16 protein-coding genes are annotated in these 16,843 nt (G+C 39.3%); 14 read left to right on the top strand and 2 right to left on the bottom strand.

Annotated features, from left to right (window positions below):
- Positions 1-64 precede the first annotated feature (64 nt).
- From flhA to DC53_RS03510, 14 genes are all read left to right on the top strand, one after another.
- A complete protein-coding gene (gene flhA, locus DC53_RS03445; RefSeq protein WP_007377947.1) occupies positions 65-2,176 on the top strand; it encodes a flagellar biosynthesis protein FlhA in 2,112 nt (703 codons plus the stop codon).
- 20 nt (positions 2,177-2,196) lie between these two features.
- On the top strand, positions 2,197-3,681 hold the full coding sequence (gene flhF / locus DC53_RS03450) for a flagellar biosynthesis GTPase FlhF (RefSeq protein ID WP_007377946.1): 1,485 nt from the start codon (positions 2,197-2,199) through the stop codon (positions 3,679-3,681).
- On the top strand, positions 3,674-4,534 hold the full coding sequence (locus DC53_RS03455) for a MinD/ParA family ATP-binding protein (protein ID WP_007377945.1): 861 nt from the start codon (positions 3,674-3,676) through the stop codon (positions 4,532-4,534). Before flhF ends, DC53_RS03455 begins: the two co-directional genes overlap by 8 nt.
- A 26-nt stretch (positions 4,535-4,560) precedes the next feature.
- Positions 4,561-5,271 carry an RNA polymerase sigma factor FliA gene (locus DC53_RS03460; RefSeq protein WP_033015920.1) on the top strand — a complete coding sequence of 237 codons (711 nt, stop codon included), beginning with the start codon at positions 4,561-4,563 and terminating at the stop codon, positions 5,269-5,271.
- Positions 5,272-5,311: 40 nt separating this feature from the next.
- The gene (cheY, locus tag DC53_RS03465; protein WP_007377943.1) at positions 5,312-5,695 is read left to right on the top strand and encodes a chemotaxis response regulator CheY; all 384 of its coding nucleotides are present in this window, start codon (positions 5,312-5,314) and stop codon (positions 5,693-5,695) included.
- A gap of 17 nt (positions 5,696-5,712) precedes the next feature.
- Positions 5,713-6,480, top strand: a complete 768-nt coding sequence (locus DC53_RS03470; protein ID WP_033031472.1) for a protein phosphatase CheZ — start codon at positions 5,713-5,715, stop codon at positions 6,478-6,480.
- 15 nt (positions 6,481-6,495) lie between these two features.
- Positions 6,496-8,685, top strand: a complete 2,190-nt coding sequence (locus DC53_RS03475; RefSeq protein WP_033031470.1) for a chemotaxis protein CheA — start codon at positions 6,496-6,498, stop codon at positions 8,683-8,685.
- 61 nt (positions 8,686-8,746) lie between these two features.
- On the top strand, positions 8,747-9,877 hold the full coding sequence (locus DC53_RS03480; protein WP_033031468.1) for a protein-glutamate methylesterase/protein-glutamine glutaminase: 1,131 nt from the start codon (positions 8,747-8,749) through the stop codon (positions 9,875-9,877).
- Entirely contained in the window at positions 9,870-10,634 is a 765-nt protein-coding gene (locus DC53_RS03485; RefSeq protein WP_033031466.1) for a flagellar motor protein, read from the top strand. Before DC53_RS03480 ends, DC53_RS03485 begins: the two co-directional genes overlap by 8 nt.
- A gap of 5 nt (positions 10,635-10,639) precedes the next feature.
- Positions 10,640-11,590: a flagellar motor protein MotB gene (locus DC53_RS03490; RefSeq protein ID WP_033031464.1), complete on the top strand. Its 951-nt coding sequence runs from the start codon at positions 10,640-10,642 to the stop codon at positions 11,588-11,590.
- A gap of 18 nt (positions 11,591-11,608) precedes the next feature.
- The gene (locus DC53_RS03495) at positions 11,609-12,379 is read left to right on the top strand and encodes a ParA family protein (RefSeq protein ID WP_007377937.1); all 771 of its coding nucleotides are present in this window, start codon (positions 11,609-11,611) and stop codon (positions 12,377-12,379) included.
- Positions 12,380-12,382: 3 nt separating this feature from the next.
- A complete protein-coding gene (locus tag DC53_RS03500) occupies positions 12,383-13,165 on the top strand; it encodes a chemotaxis protein CheW (RefSeq protein ID WP_007377936.1) in 783 nt (260 codons plus the stop codon).
- A gap of 24 nt (positions 13,166-13,189) precedes the next feature.
- Positions 13,190-13,684 (top strand): chemotaxis protein CheW, encoded by a 495-nt coding sequence (locus DC53_RS03505; protein WP_007377935.1) that lies wholly within the window; start codon positions 13,190-13,192, stop codon positions 13,682-13,684.
- Between the two features lie 17 nt (positions 13,685-13,701).
- Positions 13,702-14,103 carry a DUF2802 domain-containing protein gene (locus DC53_RS03510; protein WP_007377934.1) on the top strand — a complete coding sequence of 134 codons (402 nt, stop codon included), beginning with the start codon at positions 13,702-13,704 and terminating at the stop codon, positions 14,101-14,103.
- A gap of 31 nt (positions 14,104-14,134) precedes the next feature.
- Here DC53_RS03510 and DC53_RS03515 read toward each other — a convergent pair whose 3' ends face one another.
- Together DC53_RS03515 and fliK are read right to left on the bottom strand one after the other, a co-directional pair.
- Positions 14,135-14,443, bottom strand: a complete 309-nt coding sequence (locus tag DC53_RS03515; protein ID WP_007377933.1) for an EscU/YscU/HrcU family type III secretion system export apparatus switch protein — start codon at positions 14,441-14,443, stop codon at positions 14,135-14,137.
- A 2-nt stretch (positions 14,444-14,445) separates the two neighbouring features.
- Positions 14,446-16,806, bottom strand: a complete 2,361-nt coding sequence (fliK, locus tag DC53_RS03520) for a flagellar hook-length control protein FliK (protein ID WP_033031462.1) — start codon at positions 16,804-16,806, stop codon at positions 14,446-14,448.
- Between the last annotated feature and the right edge of the window lie 37 nt (positions 16,807-16,843).

The following is a 16,843-nucleotide window of genomic DNA, read 5'->3' as shown; positions in this document are numbered from 1 at the left end:
TTTACTAACTTGGAATAGTTATTGCTAATTCTATATAGTGTCAATTTTTTGAAATTGTAGAATTATGAGTTTTAAAGCGGTATTACAACAACTTAACAGAGACAAAAAAGAATATGCCAAAGGAGTAGGGACTCCTTTGCTTGTGCTTGCTGCACTGGGAATGGTGATTTTACCATTACCGCCATTTTTACTCGACATCCTTTTTTCGTTTAATATTGCGCTCGCATTAGTTGTATTACTCGTGACTGTTTACACGATGAAACCAGTTGAATTTGGTATGTTCCCCGCTGTATTACTTATCGCTACGATTATGCGCTTAGCGCTCAACGTTGCAAGTACTCGAGTTGTGTTACTTGAGGGTCACAACGGTGGTGATGCTGCAGGTAAGGTCATTGAAGCATTTGGCTCAGTTGTAATTGGTGGTAACTATGCAGTTGGTTTAGTTGTATTTTTAATTCTTATCATTATCAACTTTGTAGTAATAACAAAGGGTGCTGGACGTATTTCTGAGGTATCTGCACGTTTCACCCTTGATGCAATGCCAGGTAAACAAATGGCAATAGATGCCGATTTAAATGCGGGCTTTATTAGTGCTGAGCAAGCGCGTGACCGTCGCGAGGAAGTAACTCGCGAAGCCGATTTTTACGGTTCAATGGATGGTGCGAGTAAGTTTGTAAAAGGCGATGCAATAGCCGGTATCGTTATTTTAATTATTAATATTGTAGGTGGCTTATTTGTTGGGATGATCCAGCATAATTTAAGTTTTAGCCATGCAATGGAAGTATATACACTTCTAACCATTGGTGACGGTCTGGTTGCTCAGCTTCCATCATTATTGCTCTCAATTGGCACGGCAATTGTAGTAACACGTCAAAATGAGTCGCTTAATATGGGTGACCAATTCAAGAAACAACTTGGTAACGAAAAGTCACTCTTTATTGCTTCAGGTATTTTGATCATCATGGGGTTAGTCCCTGGTATGCCGCATTTTGCTTTTTTGAGTTTAGGCGCACTACTTGGTTACTTAGCCTATTACACGCAGCAAAGTAAAATCAAAGCTGCTGCAGCCGAAGCTGAAGAGGCTGCAAATGGTGGAAGCACGGCGACAGGTGTTGCTAATAAACAAGAGCAAAAAGAGCTTGGTTGGGATGATGTTCAACAAGTTGATGTAATAGGATTAGAAGTAGGGTATAGATTAATCCCGCTGGTTGATCAATCACAAGGTGGTGAACTGCTCAACCGGATTAAAGGAGTGCGTAAAAAGCTTTCTCAAGAGCTTGGATTTTTAGTTCCTCCTGTTCATATTCGCGATAATTTAGAGCTAGACCCTAATGCTTACAGAATAACGCTAATGGGAGTATCTACTGGTGAGGGGGAGCTTAAGCATGGTGATGAGCTGGCTATTAACCCAGGGCAAGTATTTGGTCCAATAAAAGGAATTGAAACTAAAGATCCTGCATTTGGATTAGACGCGGTTTGGATTAAACCGGATCAAAAAGACGAAGCTCAATCTTTAGGCTATACCGTTGTTGATTCTGCCACAGTGGTTGCAACTCATATTAGTCAGTTGTTAACTAACAGCGCAGCGTTGTTACTAGGGCATGAAGAAGTTCAAAACTTACTTGATATGCTTGGAAAGAGTCATCCTCGTTTGGTTGAAGGACTTGTCCCTGATGTATTGCCATTAACCGCTATTGTAAAAGTACTACAGAACTTATTGAACGAAGGGGTGGCTATTCGCGATATGCGATCAATTGTACAAACCCTTGTTGAGTATGGTCCTCGTAGCCAAGACCCTGATGTATTAACGGCTGCAGTGCGTATTTCTCTGCGTAGATTAATTGTTCAAGATGCGGTTGGAATGTCATCTGAAATACCTGTCATAACCTTGGCGCCTGAGTTGGAACAGATGTTGCATCAGTCATTACAAAATGCAGGCGATGAAGGTGCCGGTATAGAGCCAGGACTTGCAGAGCGACTTCAAGTGTCATTGAATGAAGCGCATCAAAATCAAGAAATGGCCGGTGAACCTTCAATACTGTTAACGTCAGGAATGTTACGTACTGTGTTATCTCGTTTTGTTAAGTACACCATCCCAGGATTAAGGGTGATGTCTTATCAAGAGGTGCCAGACGAAAGACAGATAAAAATTGTCAGCTCTGTAGGCCAACAATAAGATTTTAAAGGGGTTGAATAATGAAAATTAAACGTTTTTTTGCTAAAGATATGCGTACAGCACTTAAAGAAGTGAAAGATGAACTTGGTGTTGATGCGGTTATTATGTCTAACAAAAAGCTGGCTAATGGCGTTGAGATTGTAGCCGCAGTTGATTATGAAAAAGCGGCCCCTAAATCAGTTGCACAGCCGCAAAATACTTTAGCGCGTGCGGATGACTCAGCACAATCACACAGTATACATAATTTTGTAAAGCCAGAGCCACAACGCCCTAAAGCGGCTCCCCAAGCTAGGGTTGCAGATAGTTTAGAAGCTTTACTAGAGCGTCAATCTCCTCGCCCACGTTCACCTGAATTAGCATCAATGTTTTCTCAATCGGGTATTGAAACGACCGATAATTATCAAGAGCCCGTTGTCAAACCTCGCTCAGCGAATATGTTTGCTCGCGAAGATATTGCACCAACACGTCCACAGACCCAAGCCGATAGTTTAGGTTTTGATGACCTAGATCGTGATTTTGATGATCTAGATAGCCCTGTAACACCTCAAGCGCACGTTAAAAATAATGAAAGTGAAGAAATGACGTCAATGCGTGAAGAAATGAACGCTATTCGTCAATTGCTAGAGCACCAAGTATCAGGTTTAATGCAACAAGATATGGCACGCCGTGACCCCACACGTGCTTGTATGATTGACCGTTTAGTTGGTATGGGAATCGATAAAGAAGTTGCAGAACAAATGGCGTGTTTTGTACCTGATGACGTATCTCGCCAACAAGGTTGGAAGGCTTTGTTAACAATGGTCGAAGACCAGATGCAAACTACGAATAATGAAATACTACGTCAAGGTGGTGTTTACGCATTGGTAGGCCCAACTGGTGTGGGGAAAACGACAACAGTTGCAAAGTTAGCTGCTTTAGGCGCACAGAAATACGGTGCAGATAAAGTGGCGCTAATAACCACCGATACATACAGAATTGGTGCTTATGAGCAACTTGCAACATACGGTCGAATTATCGGTTGTGGAGTAAAGCAGGTTAAAGATGCTAATGAATTAGCTGAAGTTTTATACCATTTACGAAATAAACGTCTAGTATTAATTGATACAGCAGGTATGAGTCAACGAGACTTACGTTTAACAGAGCAATTGAATACGCTTATGCGCAATCAACGTGTTGATATTCGTAGTTATTTAGTATTAAGTGCAACAGCGCAAATAAATGTCTTGCAAGAAACAGTACGACACTTCAAAAAAGTGCAGTTAAGTGGTTGTATTTTCACCAAGTTGGATGAATCTTTAAGTTTAGGTGAGATTATTAGTATTGCGATTCAAAATCGCCTTCCAATAGGGTATCTTACTAATGGTCAACGAGTTCCAGAAGACATTCGTGTTGCAAATGCAGAAAAACTAGTAAAAAAAGCTGAGCAATTGTATTTGAAAAGAATAAAAGCACAACATTCACGACACCAAGCAGTGGCGTCGAGCACAGTAGGGATGTATGATTAACACAGTATTAGATCAAGCAAGCGGCCTGCGCAAAATGAGTCAAAACAATAACAACGGCGTAAAAGTTATCGCTGTTACTGGTGGCAAGGGTGGTGTAGGTAAAACAAATGTTTCACTTAACACGGCAATAGCATTAGGCCAGCAAGGTAATCGAGTTTTAGTACTTGATGCCGACTTAGGTCTAGCGAACTGTGATGTGATGCTCGGATTACGGGTTGAACGTAATTTATCACATGTACTTTCTGGTGAGTGTGAACTCGATGAGATTTTAGTTGAAGGTCCTGCAGGAATTAAAATTGTACCAGCGACCTCTGGTTCTCAGAGTATGGTGGAATTATCACCGTCTGAACATGCAGGCCTTATACGCGCTTTTAGCGAATTAAATACCGAATTTGATATCTTAATTGTAGATACCGCTGCGGGTATTTCAGATATGGTACTGAGTTTTTCTCGTGCTGCTCAAGATGTAATGGTTGTAGTGTGCGACGAACCGACTTCAATCACAGATGCTTATGCACTTATTAAAGTGTTAAGTCGTGAGCATGGGGTGTATAAATTCAAAATTGTAGCTAATATGGTTCGTAGTATGCGTGAAGGTCATGAGTTATTTGCAAAACTTTCAAAAGTAACGGACCGATTTTTAGATGTGTCAATGGAGTTGGTTGCAACAATCCCCTATGACGAAAATATGCGTAAGGCAACTCGCCGTCAAAAAGTGATTGTAGAACTTTTTCCTAGTTCTCCTGCTTCAGTTGCCTTTAAAGCACTGGCGACAAGAGCAGTGAAATGGCCTATACCTAACCAACCTTCAGGACATTTAGAGTTTTTTATAGAGAAGCTAGTTAACGGCTAATTATGACAACATTGGTAAATAGAGCTATGGGATATCAATCAACACAAAATTTAAATGTGATTGTTGAAAAACATGCATCGCTAGTCAAAAAAGTGGCATGTCATTTAATTGCTCGTTTGCCTCCAAGTGTCCAACTCGATGACCTAATTCAGTCGGGTATGATAGGCCTAATTGAAGCATCAAAAAACTTTGATGCAACCAAAGGCGCAAGTTTTGAAACGTTCGCGGGAATACGAATTCGCGGTGCCATGCTTGATGAAATGCGCCGTGGTGACTGGGCTCCTCGGTCGGTTCATAGAAAAAGCCGTCTTGTAGCCGAGACGATTGCTGGATTAGAAAGTAGCTTAAATCGTGAACCAACCGATATAGAAGTTGCTGAAAAACTTGAAATTTCGTTAAATGAGTACCATCATATTTTAAACGATGTAAACACAAGTAAAGTGTTAGGCATCGAAGACCTCGGGGTCGATGAAGATGTTATTACCACGGCGGGCCAAGATTTAACGCTAGACAAACCGTTTAATAACGTTAAAAATGAACGATTTAATGAATCATTATTAAATGCTATCAAGTCATTACCAGAGCGAGACGCAATGGTACTTTCTTTGTACTATAACGATGAAATGAATTTAAAAGAAATTGGACATATACTCGATGTAAGTGAATCGCGTGTAAGTCAGATACATGGTCAGGCGATGATTAAGCTAAAAGCAAAAATCAATGACTGGATAAACTAGTAGTAAGTAAATACAGGTTAAGACCTCACTGGAGGATGTTTTGGATAAAAACATGAAAATTCTTGTTGTTGATGATTTTTCGACAATGAGACGTATTATTAAAAATCTATTGCGCGACTTAGGCTTTACCAACGTCCAAGAAGCGGATGACGGCTCTACAGCCTTACCCATGTTACAAAATCAAGTTTTTGATTTTGTGGTAACAGATTGGAACATGCCAGGAATGCAAGGTATTGATCTTTTGAGAGCGATAAGGGCTGACGATAAATTAAAACACCTTCCTGTTTTAATGGTGACAGCTGAAGCTAAAAAAGAACAAATAATAGCAGCGGCTCAAGCTGGTGTTAATGGCTATATTGTAAAACCATTTACAGCTGGCACATTAAAAACTAAATTAGAAAAAGTGTTCGAACGCTTAGGTTAATAATAGGGGAAAGGCTTATGCCAGCACCTGCTGCGCCTCGGATAACGTTAGAACAAGCTCGTCAGCTCGTCACTTTTTTAGAAAATGGCGAACATGATAAAGCTGATCAACTAATTTTAGATACTGCATCTAAAGAGCAGTCAGAAATATTTGACGAAGTGGGAAAGTTGACGCGTCAACTACATGAAGCTTTAAAAGGCTTTGAGCTAGACACGCGCCTAACAGATCTCACTAACGACGCTATACCTGATGCTAAAAAACGGCTTAATTATGTCATTGAGATGACAGAAAATGCTGCAAATAAAACCATGGATGCGGTTGAGGCGAGTTTACCGATAGCACAACAGTTAGCGGATGAAATATCCCATATCAAACCGACATGGGACCGTCTAATGAGTCGTGAAATTGAACTCGGTGAATTTAAAGTACTGTGCCACAGCATTGATAAATTCATGAGCAGTTCTCATCATAAAACTGATGAGTTACAAAGCTTCATGACTAACATATTAATGGCCCAAGATTATCAAGATTTGACAGGTCAAGTAATTCGCCGAATTATAGAACTTGTTAGGGAAGTTGAAGAAAGCTTACTTCATCTTTTAACTGCTTTTTCTGAACAAGATATCAGTAAAGCAGTCGCCCTAAAACCACAAAAAATAGATGACCCAGTTGACCCAGAAACATTAGCAGGTCCTGAAGGGCCTATTATTGATAAAGAATCACGTAATGATGTTGTGTCTGATCAAGATGAAGTCGATGATCTTTTATCAAGTTTGGGCTTCTAAGAGGAGAGTAACTGCATGTTTGAAGTCGATGAAGATATTTTACAAGACTTTCTTGTAGAAGCAGGAGAAATCCTTGAGCTTTTATCTGAACAGTTAGTTGAACTGGAAAACAATCCAGAAGATACCGAGTTGCTAAATGCTATATTTAGAGGCTTTCATACCGTAAAAGGCGGTGCTGGATTCTTAGCTATGACTGAGCTTGTTGACGCATGTCACGGCGCAGAAAATGTATTCGACTTGTTAAGGCAGGGCGTTCGTTCTGTTAATTCTGAGCTAATGGATGTTATCTTACAAGCACTTGATACTATCAATGAAATGTTTGCGACGATTCAAAATCGTGATAAACCAGAACCTGCGGATCCTCAACTACTTGAAGTTTTACATAAGTTAGGTCTCCCCCCCACAGAAGACGAGTTATCAGGTACTTCTCCTGAAGTTGTTGTAGAACAGCCTCAAGAAGCCGCTGAAGCACAAACTCCCAGTACTGATGGTGCGGACCCTTTTGCTTTTGATGAGCTGTTTAGTGGCCCAACTTCATCTGAAACTGACTCTCAAATTGATGAAATTACAGAGGATGAGTTTGAAAACCTACTTGATGAATTACATGGTACAAGCCAAGAATCGGCAGTAAAAGCCCCCACAAATAGTCATGATTTGAATGGTGATATTACAGACGATGAGTTTGATAATTTACTAGACGAGCTTCATGGTGTTGGCAGTTTCGGCTCTGTTGCAGCGCAAGAAAGTAATGTTACACCTGATGTACAAAAGCCATCGCCTTCGACTAACAATACAGATTCATCGAACGATGATATCAGTGATGATGAATTTGAATCACTGTTAGATGAACTTCATGGTAAGGGAACTGCACCTAAATCTTTAGAAAGCACTCCTGCGATTGCTGAAAAACCAGCCGCAAAACAAGCTGTTCCTAAGCCCAAAGCAGCCCCAGTACCAAAAGTTGAAGCATCAAAACCAGTACCTGCAAAACCTGCTGAAAAAACAGCTGCTGCAGCTCCAAAAAAGGCTACTGCACCAACTGCTGAAACGACAGTGCGTGTTGACACTAAACGCTTAGATCAAATTATGAATATGGTCGGTGAATTGGTACTTGTTCGTAACCGCTTAGTTAGCTTGGCTACGAATTCTGAAAGCGAAGCAATGGGTAAAGCTATATCTAACTTAGATGTTGTTACTGCTGATATTCAAGGTGCGGTTATGCAAACCCGCATGCAACCAATTAAAAAAGTGTTTGGCCGATTTCCTCGAGTTGTTCGTGATTTAGCACGCAGCTTAAATAAAGACATTAATCTATTATTAGTTGGTGAAGAGACTGATTTAGATAAAAATTTGGTTGAGGCATTAGCCGACCCTTTAGTGCATTTAGTGCGTAACTCTGTTGATCACGGTATTGAAATGCCAGATTTTCGTGAGGCTGCTGGAAAACCAAGAACAGGTACTGTTACGTTATCAGCATCTCAGCAAGGCGATCATATTTTACTTACCATTAAAGATGATGGTGCTGGTATGGATGCTGAGAAGCTGAAAAAAATAGCGATTAGTAAAGGTGTTCTTGATCACGACCAAGCAAGCCGGCTTTCTGATACTGAAGCATATAATTTAATTTTTGCACCTGGTTTTTCAACAAAAGAAGAGATTTCGGATATTTCAGGTCGTGGCGTTGGTATGGATGTAGTTAAAACCAAAATTACCCAACTTAATGGCTCAGTAAGTATTCAGTCAGAGTTAGGTGTTGGGACTACTTTAGAGATAAAAGTACCATTAACTCTCGCTATCTTGCCGACCTTAATGGTTGTTGTTGGAGAGCAAACATTTGCATTACCACTTGCGGGTGTTAGCGAAATATTCCACCTCGATTTAACTAAAACGAATGTTGTTGATAGTCAATTGACAATTATTGTGCGCAAAAAAGCAATTCCATTGTTTTATCTTGAGCATTGGCTAGTTAAAGGCGCTGACCGCTCTCAGCGTAAAGCACATGGTCATGTAGTTATTGTCCAAATTGGTACACAACAAGTAGGCTTTGTCGTAGATTCGTTAATAGGGCAAGAGGAAGTTGTAATAAAACCTCTTGATGCTTTATTACAAGGAACACCCGGTATGGCTGGTGCTACAATTACTTCCGATGGTGGTATTGCACTTATTTTAGATGTACCAAATATGTTAAAACATTACGCGGGCTGATAATAAATAAAGTAGGTGCACTGTAAAAGTGCCCTACACTTCAATTTAATAAGAGAGCTAAATGGCCGTTAAAGTTTTAGTTGTTGATGATTCTAGCTTTTTTCGCCGCAGAGTGAGCGAAATACTTGAGCAAGACAGCGATATAAAAGTAATAGGTTTTGCTGTGAATGGCAGAGAAGCTGTTGAAAAAACAGCTGAACTACGCCCTGACATGATTACAATGGATGTAGAAATGCCTGTGCTTGACGGTATTAGCGCAGTTAAAGAAATAATGTCGAGTAATCCGACACCAATTTTAATGTTTTCTTCACTAACTCGAGATGGTGCAACGGCAACGCTTGATGCATTAGATGCCGGAGCAATGGATTTTTTACCGAAAAAATTCGAAGATATTGCACGTAACAATGAAGATGCAATAAAGCTTTTACAAGCTAAAGTGAAAGAAATTGGTCGAAGAAGAGTTCCCCGTACATTCAAGCCCATAAAACAAGCTAAACCGCAAAGTATGCCATTAGCGACTCCAAGTTCATTAAGGAACACGGCAACGTTAAAGCAGCCAGATAGAAGCTTTCAACGTACGAATTCTAATGCCTCCGTTCATGCTAGTGGTAAAAAATATCAACTTGTTGCTATTGGTACATCGACTGGCGGACCCGTTGCATTACAAACAATATTAACTCAATTACCAGCAAATTTCCCGCATCCTATATTATTAATTCAGCATATGCCTGCCGCATTCACACCTGCATTTGCTTCGCGTTTAAATGGTTTATGCCAGATAAAAGTAAAGGAAGCTCAACAAGGGGATCGATTACAACCAGGGACTGCATACTTGGCTCCAGGTGGCCAACAAATGATGGTTGAGGGGCGTGGGTCTTCAAAAACATTGCGCGTATTTGAAGATAACAGTGAGCGAATAACATATAAACCAAGTGTTGATGTGACTTTTGCAAGCGTTGCAAAAGCTTGTCAAGGTGACGTACTGGCTATTGTTCTTACTGGTATGGGGGCTGATGGGCGTGATGGTGCTCGAATGTTGAAGCAGACTGGCGCCACTATTTGGGCACAAGACGAAAAAAGTTGTGTTGTTTACGGTATGCCACAGGCGGTTGCAAGTGCTGGCTTAGCAAGTGAAAGTCTTGCTCTAGATGATATAGCTCTAAGGATTAAAAAAGAGATTGGTTGTGGATAAGCTTTCTATATTAGGTTTATTTATTGCGTTAGGCGCTATAGCGATAGGTTATTCTTTAGAAGGCGGTGTTGTCTCTGCGTTATTCAATGGACCAGCACTTATAATCGTAGTTGGTGGTACGCTTGGCGCTGTGATGTTGCAAACATCATCTAGTACTTTTAAAAAAATGCTAAAAATAAGCCACTGGGTTTTTATTTCGCCAAAGCATGATGTAGACGAAGCGATCGAACAAGTTAAACAATGGTCTCACAAAGCACGACAAGAAGGCTACTTAGCACTTGAAAATGAGGCCTTAATTCATCCCGATCCATATGCAGCTAAAGGTCTTAGCTTACTTGTTGATGGTTGCTCTGAGCAAAAGCTGCGCGATACACTTGAAATTGATTTATTATTAGAACGCGACCGTTTATTAGAGGCAGGACGCGTTTATGAAGCTATGGGCGGGTATAGCCCAACAATAGGGATTTTGGGCGCAGTGCTTGGTCTTATTCAGGCTATGTCATTTATTACCGATCCGCAAAAGCTGGGTGCTGGTGTCGCGACAGCATTTATAGCCACTATTTATGGTGTCGGTTTAGCTAATTTACTATTTTTACCGATGGCAAATAAACTAAAACAACGTGTTGAACAAAAAATGTTGTATCACGAACTGTTAGCTGAAGGTGTTATTGCAATCAGTTTAGGCGAAAGCCCTGTTAATATTGAACTAAAGTTAGAAGCTTATCGTGTAGAACGCCCTAATTTAGTGGATAAATAACGATTATGCTACGTCGACGTTTACGTCACACTTCCTCTAAAAGTCAGCATACTGAGCGTTGGCTTGTGTCTTATGCAGATTATATGACGATAATGTTTGCTTTTTTTGTGGTTATGTACGCTATTGCTATAGATAAGGAAGAAAAATTTCAAATATTATCGGATTCGCTCGAGCATGTTTTTGATAAATCTGCGCGCCAACATTCACAAGTTGGTGACGGTGTTAATGGGAGTGGGATCTTAACCGACAGAGTAACGCCGGAACAAGAGGTGTTGTATGGCGAAAGTATTCAAAAAAAGGAACAAGGCCCTGAGTTATTAGATGGTCAAAGTGACACAAGTAACATTAAACAAAAATATTTAGGAAAACCATTAGATAGCTTGTTAACTAAACTTCAATCAGCACTCATTGATGAAATTCGTGATGGAGAAGCGAGTCTTGAATTGAATCAAGATTGGCTCATTATAGAGTTGAGTTCAGGAATGTTATTTTCTAGTGGTAGTTCAGTTGCTCATTCGCGTGCTAAGCAAGTCGTAAAAATTGTCAAAGATATTATTGATCCAGTCGATAACTACATTAGAGTGCGCGGTTATACAGATAATGAGGTTATTAGTAACGAAATATTTCGTTCAAACTGGGAGCTTTCAGTTGCAAGATCCACCTCAATTTTAGTCGAGCTTGAAGCGTTGGGTATTAATTCTGCACGAATGGCAATAGAAGGTTATGGCCAGTATTCTCCTTTTGCTGATAATAACACAGAGAAAGGTCGAGCTGAAAACCGTAAGGTTGTAATCGCTCTTTCTAAGTATGGTTTACCACCTAAAGATAGTCCATCGTTAGAGCAAAAAAATATAGCAGTACAGACAGAGCCTGAAGTGGAACTACCATCAGACGATAATACAATAAAAATAATTCGTTTACCTCATGGTGGGATCCGAATAACGACGCGAAATTAATAGCAATTAGGATGTAATGTGAAGATTTGGACTGTTGCGAATCAAAAAGGCGGGGTCGGTAAAACAACAACGGCAGTTAGCCTAGCCGGTATTTTAGCGTTACAGGGCAAACGTGTATTGCTTATTGATACAGATCCCCATGCATCACTAACTTATTATTTTGGTATCGACTCTGAAGATTTAGAAGTCAGCGTGTACGATATTTTTGCTCGCGGAACAAGTATGCAAAGTGAAGAAATATTGCAAGCACTTTGCCCGTCAACTCTTGAGAATCTTGATATTTTACCCGCTACTATGGCAATAGCTACACTTGATAGAAGTATGGGTAATAAAACAGGCATGGGTTTAATACTAAAGAAAACGCTTGCTAAAATTAGTGAGTATTATGACTATGCAATACTTGATTGCCCGCCGGTTTTGGGGGTTTTAATGGTTAATGCATTAGCTGCGAGTGAGCGTATTTTAGTTCCCGTACAAACCGAATTTTTGGCCCTGAAAGGGCTTGATAGGATGATGCGGACTATGGAATTAATGCAAAGCTCTCAAGCGAAAAGTTATCAATATACTATAATTCCTACTATGTATGATAAACGCACTAAAGCATCGTTGGAAGCATATAAAACTTTACAAGAAACCTATAAAGATAAAGTGTGGCCAGGTGTTATTCCTGTTGATACAAAATTTAGAGATGCGAGTTTGGCACAAAAAGTGCCAATAGAGTTTTGTCCTCGTTCCCGTGGTGTTTTTGCATATAAAGCATTATTAGACTATTTAATAGAGCAAGGTTAATGAATGAGTAAGCAATTATTTGCTAATGAAAAAGTAATGACTCAATATTTAGGTGCGTTATTACGTGATGACGAGCCTACAGATAACCTTGAACCTGTGGCAAAACTGCTTGAACAAATACCGAGTGAACAGCAAAAAGGGCAAGTACATTTAAAGCCTAATGAACAATTAAAAGCAGCGGAAAAAATATTTGCTCAAGATCTGCAAACAGAAGAGCTAAAACCATTAGATATTACTAATGAGCCAGAGCCAGTTAAAGCTGATTTAGTTGTAGAGACAAGCTCACATTTATCAGTAGAGCCGGAACAAAGAGCAGTAACAAAAAGCCAAGAAGATTATTTTGACGGTGAGTTTCAAGCATTATTTTTTGAAGTTGCGGGTTTGACTTTGGCTGTACCATTAAAAGCGTTAGGTGGGATTCATCAGTTAGGTGAAGTAAATCACTTATTTGGTAAGCCAAAATGGTTCAAAGGCGTTATGCTTAATAGAGATGAAAAACTTAATGTTGTTGATACAGCGCATTGGGTGATGCCTGAGAAGTATGACGAAAAACTAGAAGCGTCACTTAACTATCAATATTTAATAACGTTAGGTGACAGCCAATGGGGGTTATTAGCTGAAAAGTTAATAAATAACATTACATTGAGTAAAGAAGATGTAAAATGGCGTACAGATCAAAGTAAGCGCCCATGGCTTGCTGGAGTTATTAAAAAGAAAATGTGTGCTTTAATTGATGTAGATAATTTAAATGCGCTATTAGAGAAAGGCTTAGATAGTCGTCAGTAATAATGACCATTACGGAGTAACAGCATGAATCAAGATAAATTACTGTCAGCAAATAAAAATGCAGACAATGACGAAATATTACAGTGGGTTACCTTTAAGTTAGAAGAAGAAACTTATGGCGTAAACGTAATGCAAGTCCAAGAGATATTACGTTACACTGAAATAGCTCCAGTACCAGGTGCTCCTTCTTATGTAATTGGTATTATTAATTTACGGGGTAACGTAGTAACAGTTATTGATACGCGTGCTCGTTTTGGTTTAGACGCCGCTGATGCAACCGATAACTCTCGTATTTTAATAATAGAAGCTGAAGAGCAAGTTATTGGTATTTTAGCCGATAGTGTTTCTGAAGTTGTATATTTACGCAGTTCAGAAATTGACAGTGCACCTAATGTCGGTACTGAAGAGAGTGCTAAATTTATCCAAGGTGTTTGTAATCGTGATAATGAGTTACTTATTTTAGTCGATTTAAACAAGTTACTCAGTGATGATGAATGGGATGAGTTAAGCGATTTATAAGCTTTACCAATAAAAATATGCTGTTACTTAGTATTGCAATAGCTGCGCTGGCGATAGGTCTAATATCGTTAGCGTTAGTTTTTGCATTGAAAAATAAACAAACGAGTGAGCTGAATTTTGTCATGCAGCAGCTTAAAGATACCTCCGAACAAACTCATATTTTGCGAAGTGAGGTTTCTGAATTACGAACAGGCTTGTTGAGTATAGGTAAGCGTGTACTTGATGTTGAACAGCAGCATCAAGAATTAGTTCAACAACAAGCGGCTCAAAAGTATGATGATCCAGATGCCAAAATTTATTCGCGTGCTGTTAAAATGGTTGAGTTAGGGGCTGATTTAGAGGAGGTAATACGCGAGTGTGAATTACCTCGCGCTGAGGCTGAATTACTCTTTTCATTGCATAAACAAAAAGGCGCTTAGCGCCTTTTTAGTTATCAGCGTATAAATAATCTCATGCTTTAATATTCAACTTACCTTGAAAGTCTTGCCAACCTGGCGGGAATTGACCCCTTAATACATACGAAAATGCAATGAGTTCTGCAATTACATAATAAAGTTCTTTTGGGATCTCTTCTCCTAACTCTAAATGCGACAACGTTTTAGCAAGTGCAGCATCTTCGTGGATCATAATTCCTTTTAGTTTAGCCGCTGCTATTATTTCATCAGCTAACTCACCAAACCCCTTCACACTTACAGTGGGGGTGTTGCCAGCTTCGTATAAAAGTCCAATGGCTGATTTATTAATAGGTGTATCACTCATAGCTAAACCTTAATATTAATAATTGCATGAGATTTATAAAATGCCTGATTGTTAGCATCTCCTCGTTTTAAATTAAGTTCACCAACTTGCAAACCATGTTTAGCTAGTTTTGATCTTAAATTATCTAGGTGAGGGTGAGCAATTGCGCTTACTTCTTGGCTTGAGGCTAATAGCTGGCAATCAAGTGCTTTATCCATTAACTCAGCAGTAATTTGTAGCTGCCCAAGTTGGGCGTAATCAAAGTTTAGCCTTACAAACCATACATTTTTATCTCCTAATTTATCTGCGTTTGGCTTTTTATATTGCCCCAGTGTTATTTCTGTTTGTGCTGCTTCTGGAGGTAATCTCATGGGTAATAAAAATTGTGCAAGCGGGTTTGTGTCTGGCTGTTGATTTGGTGTTGAGACACTTACTTGGGTAAGTGTATTTTTAACTTGTACAATTTCGCTAGCCAAAGCTTGAACTTGAGCCTGTTGGAGTTGCTCAAGCATTTTTGCTCCAGTGTTACCTGTTTTAAAAGTAGGTATAAGTACTTGCAAAAGTGCATCTAAGCCAGTTTGATTATTAAAACTGATAGGTGTTACTGACTGGCTAATTATAGGGGCGGCTAAAATACTCACAGCTACTTGTTCAAGCCCTTTAGTGAAACTACTTTGCAAAATGTCCCCCGTTAGATGAGACGGTTGTAAAGTAGCAAGTATTTCACGCTGTATGGTCGCAGGGTGTGTGTTATTGCTTGAGACCATACGATTAAATGCTTGGTTGATTAACCGAGTTAAATCGGGTGTTTCTTTTGTTACTTTATTTGTAATATCAGTGATCTGATTACTTAAAAGTTGTTTATTGCTAGCCATTTTATCTGTAGAGGCGGTGGTGTCAGGAAGCTTTAATAATATAGTTAATAGCTTTGCTTCTATTGGTTGAAGCATTTGACTACGAGATCCTGTATTAGATAACGGCTCTGCTAATGAGATAATATTTTTAGTAACTGTTTCATTTGTAGTCTTAATTAACGTGTCAGTTTTACTGTTAGTACTCGCATTTAGGATGTTTAATTGATTTGCTTTTAAATCACTTGGTGTAGAGCTAGCTACTGTATTTTGAGTAATGTTATTTGTTGTTGGCGTGTTGGTTGTTATGTTTGAAGATGATTGCCAAACACTAACACTTCCTTTCATAAGCTGAGTTAGTTGCACAACCGGCGGGAGTCTAGAAAAGTGCTCGGTCAAAATGTTACTTGTATTTTTTGATATCTGAACACTTGCACTTTGGGTAATGTTAACTCTGTCTAGTGATACAACTTTGGTGTTTTTTTGTAAGGCGGCGGATGAATTGGCAGCTGTAAACTCTGACTTATTTTGTGTCGTAAAAGGCTTACTTTCAAAATATTTTACCGCATCATTAATTCGTGTTCTTAAGTCACTCAAGCTATTTTGTAGCCACGATTTTATTGGGCTATCAGTAGTAAGTAATGGATTTACTTTAATATTACTCGCAGAAACGGCTACTTCAGGTGCATTATTTTTTTGAGCTAAAAGCAACTCGTTAAATGGTTTCGAGAAGGAGTTATTAAGCATCACTTTTATGTTGCTAGTATCGGTTTTAATAAACAATTTATCAGCCTGGTTTACTAAGTTTACCTTAATAGTCGTGCTGGGTAGTTCACTAACTTGTTTATTATTTATAGGCGTTGTAAACGACCCCGACTTTTGTGGATGAGTTAAAATGGCCAGTTTTGGTGTTGCTTGCAGTTGTGCATTAGGTAGCAGCGCTGCGAGTAATTTAGTCAGTCTTGTTTGACTCAGTGGTTGCGAATGAACTGTATCAGCAAAGCTGTTAATAATATTTAGCTGTGCGCCTTTATTGTTAGTGCTTACAATTACTTTTAAAGGTTGCTCGGTTATAAGTAGCTGCGCTACGTCTTTATTTATTGCAATACTGGCGTTGAGTTTATCAATGACTAATTTGGGAGTAGGCGATAAAACAACCTGGACATCCATTGGCTTACTTTCTACCTCAGTGCCTGTGCTTACATAATTTAATAAACGCTGTAACTGAGTTGGTTGACTTAAGGTGAGGGTTGTACTGTTTGGTATAATGTTGAGCTTTTTGCCATCAGGGCTGAGCTGTATGTTAGCACTGGCTATTTTTTGTAAGTTTTGAGGTGCGCTTGTAGTGCCAAGCCTTAATGTTTGCCAATGCTTATCAATAAATACATCAAGCGTAATCGAATCTTTCGAAAATTGTATATTTTTAGCGGCAAGCACCTCATCAGGTAATTGCGATAATTCATTCGTTTGAGCATTGCTCGATTGATTGATAACCAATGAATTAGATAATGTGATTTGCGTTGGCGTATTCATTATTTTAAATCAAGTTTTCTCTATTTTAAGTGAATCG

Source organism: Pseudoalteromonas fuliginea, assembly GCF_000690055.1.
GTDB lineage: Bacteria > Pseudomonadota > Gammaproteobacteria > Enterobacterales > Alteromonadaceae > Pseudoalteromonas > Pseudoalteromonas fuliginea.
The sequence above is the reverse complement of the archived record's forward strand: the minus strand, read 5'-3'. Positions and strand labels throughout refer to the sequence as shown.